The organism is Janthinobacterium sp. KBS0711 (genome assembly GCF_000988085.1).
Classification (GTDB): Bacteria; Pseudomonadota; Gammaproteobacteria; order Burkholderiales; family Burkholderiaceae_D; genus Janthinobacterium; species Janthinobacterium lividum_E.
This window is the reverse complement of the sequence record NZ_LBCO01000014.1, coordinates 39,436-46,443: the sequence shown is the minus strand read 5'-3', so window position 1 is coordinate 46,443 and position 7,008 is coordinate 39,436. Positions and strand designations below refer to the sequence as shown.

Sequence of the window (7,008 nt, the reverse complement as noted above, 5' to 3'; positions counted from 1 at the left end):
GGCGGCCGCCTCTTGCGCGGCGGCCGTGCTGCGCTGTTGCTGCTCGCCCAGTTTTTCCCGCTGCGCGCGCTCCTGCGCCAGTTGCGACTGGCTGCGCGCCAGCTCCTTTTTCAAGCCGTCGCTGGCGGGCGCGGCCGCAGCGGGCGCCGCCTTCGCGGCCGGTACACCCTTGGCTTTGAGCAATTCCAGCTCGCCGCGCGTCTGCTGCAATTGCGCCGTCACATTGCGCAACTCGGCCCGCAAACGCTCTTCCATGCTTTGCCCCTTTTGCGCCTGCGCCTGGGCTGTGCTGGCGGCCAGCAAGCTCAGCAGCAGTAAAGGCAGGCGCATTTTGTTGGATATCAACATCATGGCTCCTTAGAAACGCGCGTTCAATTCGATTTGCAGGGTGTCGATCGACAGTGCCGAACCGAACACTTCGCGGCTCGACGTCCAGCGGCCGTTCAGCCACGTATTCTTGTCGAGCGCATAGGCGCCGCCCAGGTAGTAGCCGCGCGCATTCGTGCCGCCCAGGTGGAAGGTGGAATCGTTGTAGGCGTCAGGCAAGGCATCCGGTTCGATGCGCTTGTAACCGAGTAAAACGTTCCAGTCGCCGCGGGCCGCCGGGCTGGCCTTGCCCAGGGTCGCCTGCAGCATGTAGGCATTGCCGCCGCTCTTGAAATCGGCTTGCGACACGCCGCCCGTGCCGCCGAAGTTGTTCATGATGCCGCCCTTGGCGCGCGCCCACATTTCGTTCTTGTCGTAAGCCATGTTGCGCACATAATCGCCTTCGATGCGCAAGTCCGTGCCGCCGGCGACCTTGCTATCCCAGCGCGCATTCAGGTTGGCCAGGCGGAACTTCGACGCCAGGCCCACGAATTGCGGCTGCGGCGTATTGGCCGGGTCCAGCGGGTTCAAGGCGATATTGCGCAGCAACATCAAGCTATTGCCCTTTTGCATGCTCGATGGACGCGACCAGTCCGTGCTGCAGCCATCGGCGCCCGCGTACAGCGCGCACGGCTGCGAGTATTCGCCGCTGATGTTGCGGAAGTTGTAGTAGGCCAAGGCGCCGCGCAGTTGGTGGTCGCTATTGATCTTCCACGACGCGCCCATTTGCGCACCGAGCAGCCATTTGTTTTCGCTGGACATTTTTGCCTGGCTGCGGCTAGGCGCATTGTCGGACGAATACTCGAGCGGAATCAGGCCCAGGGTACCGAAGACGATGACGTCCTTGCTGGCACCCACCGGCTGCTGCACCTTGGCGGCGATGCCGTCGAAATTGAGTTCGCTGGAAAACAGTTCGTCGCCAGAGACGAACGGATTGTCGAAGCGGCCCGCCGTCAGTTTCAGCCACGAGGCGGGCTGGTACGACAGCCAGGCCTGGTCCAGCCAGATGTTTTTCTTGCCCAAGCCGCCACCGAGGGTTTGCGTGGTGGACACGGGGCTGTCGTCATTGCCGCTGGCCAGGCGGATACCTGCCTGCGTGGTGTCGGAAATGTCGGCCAGGATGCCCAGGCGCGCGCGCGCGCGCAGCAAGTGCTTGCGGTCTTCGCGCGTGTTCAGCAACGCCGGCAGGGCCAGGTTGGTGTTCGAGTTGACGTCGTAGCCGCTGCCGCTGTTGAGCGAGCGCCAGTCGATCTCGATATTGCTGTTGGCCATGTCGTAATAGCGCGATTCGTAGCGCGCGCGCACGTCGCCCTCAAGGCGGATGCGCTTGGTCCAGGCCGGCGTTTCATTCGGCGCCGCCCAGCCGCCCGCCTTCGCTTCAGCCATGACCTGGCCCTTGATGTCGTCGCGGATCTGTTCGCGCACGGTTTGCGAAATATACGGCACGCGCACGTCGCCCGGCTGCACTTGCGCCAGGGCGGCCGGCGCGGCGGCCGGACGGGCCTGCGCTTGTGCCAGCGCTTCACTCTGCGCCTGCGCCAGCAGCGCTTCGCCGGCATCCTTGTTCAGGGCGCCGCTCTGGATCAGGCCACGAATCAGCTTGACCATGGTGCTGTCGGCCGGTGCCGTCTGGGCTTGTACCGCGCCTGCCGCCACGCTCAGGGCCAGGGCAGCCAGCGCCAGCGGAAGGCGGCGCGCACGCTGTGGGGAAGAAAATAAGGAATTCATCGCTTCTTTCGGTAAATGAGGAATTAGTTCATGCGCTTATGGGCGCCGACCTTTAATGGAAACGCGGGCCGGGAAACGCAGGGATGCCGGTGGCCGCTCATCGGCGCGGAAATCGCGCACCATGGCCAGTACCTGCTCATCCGTCTGCGCATTGCCCGTGCCTTGCACCAGCTGCACTTTCGTCGTCTTGCCTTCCGTATCGAGCCACAGGTCGACGCGGATGTCGCTAAACGCCAGCTGGCGCGTGCGCGGGTCGCGGGCAAAGGCCAGCTGCAGCGCGTTGGCGACATAGCGGCCATACGATCCCGCGCCCAGCCCACCGCCACCGCCGCCGCCCGTCATGCCGCCGCCGCGCCCGGCCTGGATGCCGAAGGCGTCGCTGCCTGCCTGCGCCGCGCCGTCGATCGTGACGGGGTCGCCCTTGTCAGGCGACGGGCTTTCCGGCGCGTCATCCATGGGCTTGTCGGCCGGCGTCGGTTCCGGCTCCGACACTTCCGGCACCACCTTGTCCGGCGTCGGTTCCGGCAGTTTTTCCGGTTCCGGCGGCGGCGGTGGCGGCGGTGGCAGCATCAGCATCGGCGGGGCCGCCACTTCGCGCTTGGTGGCGGCCGTGTCCGACAGCAAATACCAGACCAGCGCGACCAGCGCGCCGGCCAGCAGCGCGCCGCCGGCCACGCCGCCCCAGCGGCGCCACCACTGCGCCGCACCCGACGATTCCGGGGCGGCCATCTTCATCATGTCGTCACGCTTCACCTTGCGCTCCTCATGCCGGCTTGCCGGTCACCAGGCCCACCTGGTTCAGGTCGATGCGGCGCAGCAAATCGAGCACTTCAACCACTTTCGCGTACTGCACCGCGGCATCGCCGCGCACGATCACGGGGAAGTCGGGCGTGAGCGCCTTTTCCGTGCGCAGGCGCTCTTCCAGCTCGGGCAGGGTGACGGGATAGGCGTCGAGGAAGACCTGGCCCGCGTTATCGATGGTGATGGCCTTGGTCTTCGGTTTTTCCAGCGCCATGGCCGAGCTGGCCTTGGGCAGGTCGACCTTGATGCCGGGAATGCTGGCGTTGCTGGTCAAGATGAAGATCACCAGCACCACCAGCAGCACGTCGACGAAGGGCGTGATGTTGATGCCGCCGCTACGCTTGCGGGGGGTAAATTTGGCGGAGGTGGCCATGGTTATGCGCCCCTCACGCCTGTTGCAGCACGGGACGCATCTGGCGTCCGTCGCCCTGCTCTTCAGCCAGGCGCGTGGCGAATTCGTCGACAAACACGGCCATGTCGGCAACGATGGCGTCCGAACGCGAGGACAGCCAGTTGTAGCCGAACAGGGCAGGGATGGCCACGCCCAGGCCGGCGGCCGTACACAGCAGCGCGGCAGCCATGCCTGGCGCCACGGAGTTGATGTCCACGGCGCCCGCCATGGCCGCCACGACGAACACCAGCATGATGCCGATCACGGTGCCGAACAGGCCGACATACGGTGCGCCTTCGATGGTGGTCGAGAGCCAGATCATGCGTTTGGACATGCGCTCGCTTTCGCGCACCATCACGCCATCCATGGCGGCGCGGATGGCGCCGATGGTCGCGTTCGAGACGGCGTTCAAGTCGTAGCCGCGGTCGTGGCGGCGGCGCATTTCGTCGATGGCCACGTCATACAGACGCCACAGCGAGGAATCGGCCTTCACGGAAGCGCTCAGCTTGCCGTTGCGCGACAAATGGTCGAGCGGCGCGCCGGCCGCTTCATGGAACGACTGCATGAATTGCGCATTGGCGCGCGAGATGGCGCCATAGCTGCGGCCCTTGCCGATCATGATGATCCACGACAGGACCATCATCAGGCCCAGCACGCCGACGACGATCCACGCGTCGAGCGGCATGGCTGCGATGATGAAGCCGAAATGGCTTTTACCGGCCTGCTGTTCATCGGCGCCAAACACGGCCAGGCGCGATTCGGAACCTTGCGAGACGGCGTCGGCAAGCAGCAGGGCGTCGGGACGGGCCGTGCGCGACAGACGCAGCTCGTCGATGGCGCCCGTGAAGTTGGCCAGGGTGGCGGCGCCGGCGGCGACCGGCGGCGCATCGGCGCCCACGGAAGCGGCAGTGGCGAAGGCTGGCAAGGCGGTGGCCAGCGACACGGCCGGACGGCCGCCCACGTACAGGGCCACGTTGTTCTTGTCGGCCTTGACGGCCAGGTGCGACCATTGCGCGGCCTGGATAGGCTGGCCCGGCTTGCTGCGCTGACCATTGACCTGCACGAAAGGCACGCCCTGGTCCACGCCGATCAGCAATTCATTGGCGCCATCGCGGCGCGCGTACAGCACTTGCTGCGCGCCCAGGCTGTCCGGGCGTACCCAGGCAGAGAAGGTGAATGGCGCGCCGGCGGCCAGCGCCAGCGATGGCGAAGCGGGCAGCATCAGCGGCGTGGTGCCCAAGCGGGCGCCGGCGCCGATGACGGAGCCGTCGAGCGCCGGCACGGCCGTCTGGGCATGGTTGCCGTAGGCGGTGCTGTCGCGCGAGGGCACGCCAGGCTCGGTGAAGTGGTACACGAGGCTGTAGTCGGGGTCGAAAGTACGCTGGCCATTGCCGGAAGCGGGCGCTTTCGGATTGCCGTAGTACATCCACAGCTGCTGCGGCGTACCGGCCGTCAGGGCCGGCACGTCGACCCAGATCAGGGCGATGCCCAATAGCGGATTGAATTGCTCGATCTGGTGGTTCAGCACGGTTTTATCGTCGCCCGCCACGAAGCGCAGGTCGGCGCCGTTGTCGCTGACGCCTTCGAAATTGAAATTACCTGAATGCAAGCGCAGCAGCACGGGAATGCGGCCGGGATCGCCGCCCACGGCGCCCGCCTTCGGGCCGGCGTCGACGGTGACGGGTTTGCGGTAAGCCCAGTCGGGCTGCCACCAGGCATGCGCCAGGCCGGGAACGAGCGTGCCCAGGATCGTGAGCAGGAAAAAAAGACGTTGCATGACAGTGATTCTCCGAAGAAAAGTCTAAAAAAGTGCGGTGCTGGTGAGCTGGCCCGTCAGTAGCTGGCCGACAGGTTGAAATTGATGCGGCGCACGTGCTTGTGCGTGCGCGGGCCATCGCGCAGCGGATAGGCGAAATCGATGCGGCCATTCAGGTAGCGCAGGAACTGGAAGCTGCTGCCCACACCCACCGAGGCCAGGCCGAACAGGTCTTTCTGTTCCGGCAGCGGGTCGCGCAGACGCAGGCGCGCGCCATCGGCAAAGGCAAACAGACGCCAGTTTTCCAGGCGGCTGAAATACGTCAGCTGGGGCGTGCGCCATTCGACGGTGCCCGAGACACCGTAGTCGCCCGTCGCTTCGGCCGACAGGTAGCCGCGCACGGAATTGGCGCCGCCGGCGGCCATCTGTTCGCCCGACACGAGCGCCGCGTCGGCCAGCTGGCCCGCCAGCTTGCCGTACAGCTGCGCGCCACTGCCCAGGGTGGTGGTGGCGTTGGCGTCGCCCTTCAGGACGAGGAAGCTGGGCGAGGCCTTGTAGCGCTTGTTGTCGTAGGCGGCGCTGTTGCTGCCATAGCCGAACGCGGCGCGCGTGCCGGCCACCAGCGACAGGCCCAGGCCGTAGGTCGCCGTCTCCGTCTGCGCAAAGCCGTTGTAGGCCACGCTGAGCGGCACGTATTTCAAGGGCACGCTGGAACCGGCGCCATTCAATTGCAACGCTTCCTGGTTATCCTTGAAATCGATGCCGCCGCTAAAGCTGTGCCACCAGATGCCGCTGTTGGGCACCGTGTAATTGAGCTTCATGCCCAGCGCATGGCCCTTGCCCAGTACGCTGGTGCCGCCCGTGCTGGCCACATTGCTGTTCGACTGGTAGCCGGTCGCTTCCACGCTCCAGCCCTGCGTGCCGATCGGCGCCACGTACGAGGCCGACCACACCTTGGTCTGGTTCAAGTCACCCGGCGTGCCGAAAAAGCTGATGGTGGCGCTATGCCCCATCTGCCACAGGTTGTCGTGGCCGAGCGAGATGCTGCTGCGCAGCTTCTTGGTATCGGCGCTGTAATCGTTGTTCAAGCCGACACTGGCGCGCCACGGGCTGCTGTCCTCGACTTTCAAGTCCACGTCCATGGTGCCGGGCAGGCTGCCCTGCTTGACCAAGGGCATCACCTGGCGCTTGGCCCCCCGGTTCAGGGCCGTCAATTCCACCTGCGCCTGGGTAAAATCGGGCACCTTGCCTTCCGTCAGGGCCGGCACTTGCTGGCGCACATCGAGCGGCGAGTTGTATTGCGCACCGACCACGCGCAAGCGCCCCACCTTCGTTTCGCTCACCTGCAGCACCACCACGCCCTGCTCCACCTGCTGCTCCGGCAAGTCCACGTAAACGGACTGGTAGCCGCGGGCCTGATAGGCCGCGACGAGGGCGTCGCGCGCCCCTTCCACGTCCTTCAGGGTGCGGCCCGGCCCCAGGAAGGGCGTGACCGCTTCTTCGATGGCGCGCGCGTCGAGCACGGTATTGCCGCGCACCAGGTATTCCTCGATCGTCAGTTGCCGTTCCGGCCCGGCGACGGGCGCGGCCGCCGGCACCGCATCCTGCGCGCGCGCCATGCCGGGCAGCGCCAGCATGGCCAGGCACAGCATCGTCAAGGCCCTTGCAGGCGCCGCTGGCGGCACGCCCCTGCCCTTGGTTGTCATTTCACGCATCTTCCATTCACCTTAAAATCAAACGGTTGCCCTGTGTTGCGGCGCTGGGCCGGCGTTTTTTCTGTTAATGCTGATCTACTGATGCCTAGACAGCCGCCGCGCGCGGCGACTGCCGAATGTCATCAAATGTTCATAAAACTCCGCTCAAGGCTGCAAGCCGCGCCGCTCGTTCGGCGTCAGCGCCTGCAGCTGCGGCGCCGTCAACGGTCCCGCGCCCAGCACCTGCACCACGCCGGCCGGCTGGTAGCTGG

At 65.9% G+C, this 7,008-nt stretch carries 5 protein-coding genes and 1 pseudogene; all 6 read right to left on the bottom strand.

Annotated features, from left to right (window positions below):
* Window positions 1-351: pseudogene (locus tag VM94_RS08875) on the bottom strand (hypothetical protein); the annotation flags it as partial.
* Between the two features lie 6 nt (window positions 352-357).
* A complete protein-coding gene (locus VM94_RS08870) occupies window positions 358-2,094 on the bottom strand; it encodes a putative porin (protein WP_046683180.1) in 1,737 nt (578 codons plus the stop codon).
* A 36-nt stretch (window positions 2,095-2,130) separates the two neighbouring features.
* The gene (locus tag VM94_RS08865) at window positions 2,131-2,847 is read right to left on the bottom strand and encodes an energy transducer TonB family protein (RefSeq protein WP_235432883.1); all 717 of its coding nucleotides are present in this window, start codon (window positions 2,845-2,847) and stop codon (window positions 2,131-2,133) included.
* A 10-nt stretch (window positions 2,848-2,857) separates the two neighbouring features.
* Window positions 2,858-3,268, bottom strand: coding sequence for an ExbD/TolR family protein (locus VM94_RS08860; RefSeq protein ID WP_034753784.1), 411 nt, complete (start codon window positions 3,266-3,268; stop codon window positions 2,858-2,860).
* A 13-nt stretch (window positions 3,269-3,281) separates the two neighbouring features.
* Window positions 3,282-5,063, bottom strand: coding sequence for a DUF2341 domain-containing protein (locus VM94_RS08855; protein WP_046683179.1), 1,782 nt, complete (start codon window positions 5,061-5,063; stop codon window positions 3,282-3,284).
* Between the two features lie 56 nt (window positions 5,064-5,119).
* A complete protein-coding gene (locus VM94_RS08850) occupies window positions 5,120-6,757 on the bottom strand; it encodes a ShlB/FhaC/HecB family hemolysin secretion/activation protein (RefSeq protein WP_200899208.1) in 1,638 nt (545 codons plus the stop codon).
* Window positions 6,758-7,008 lie beyond the last annotated feature (251 nt).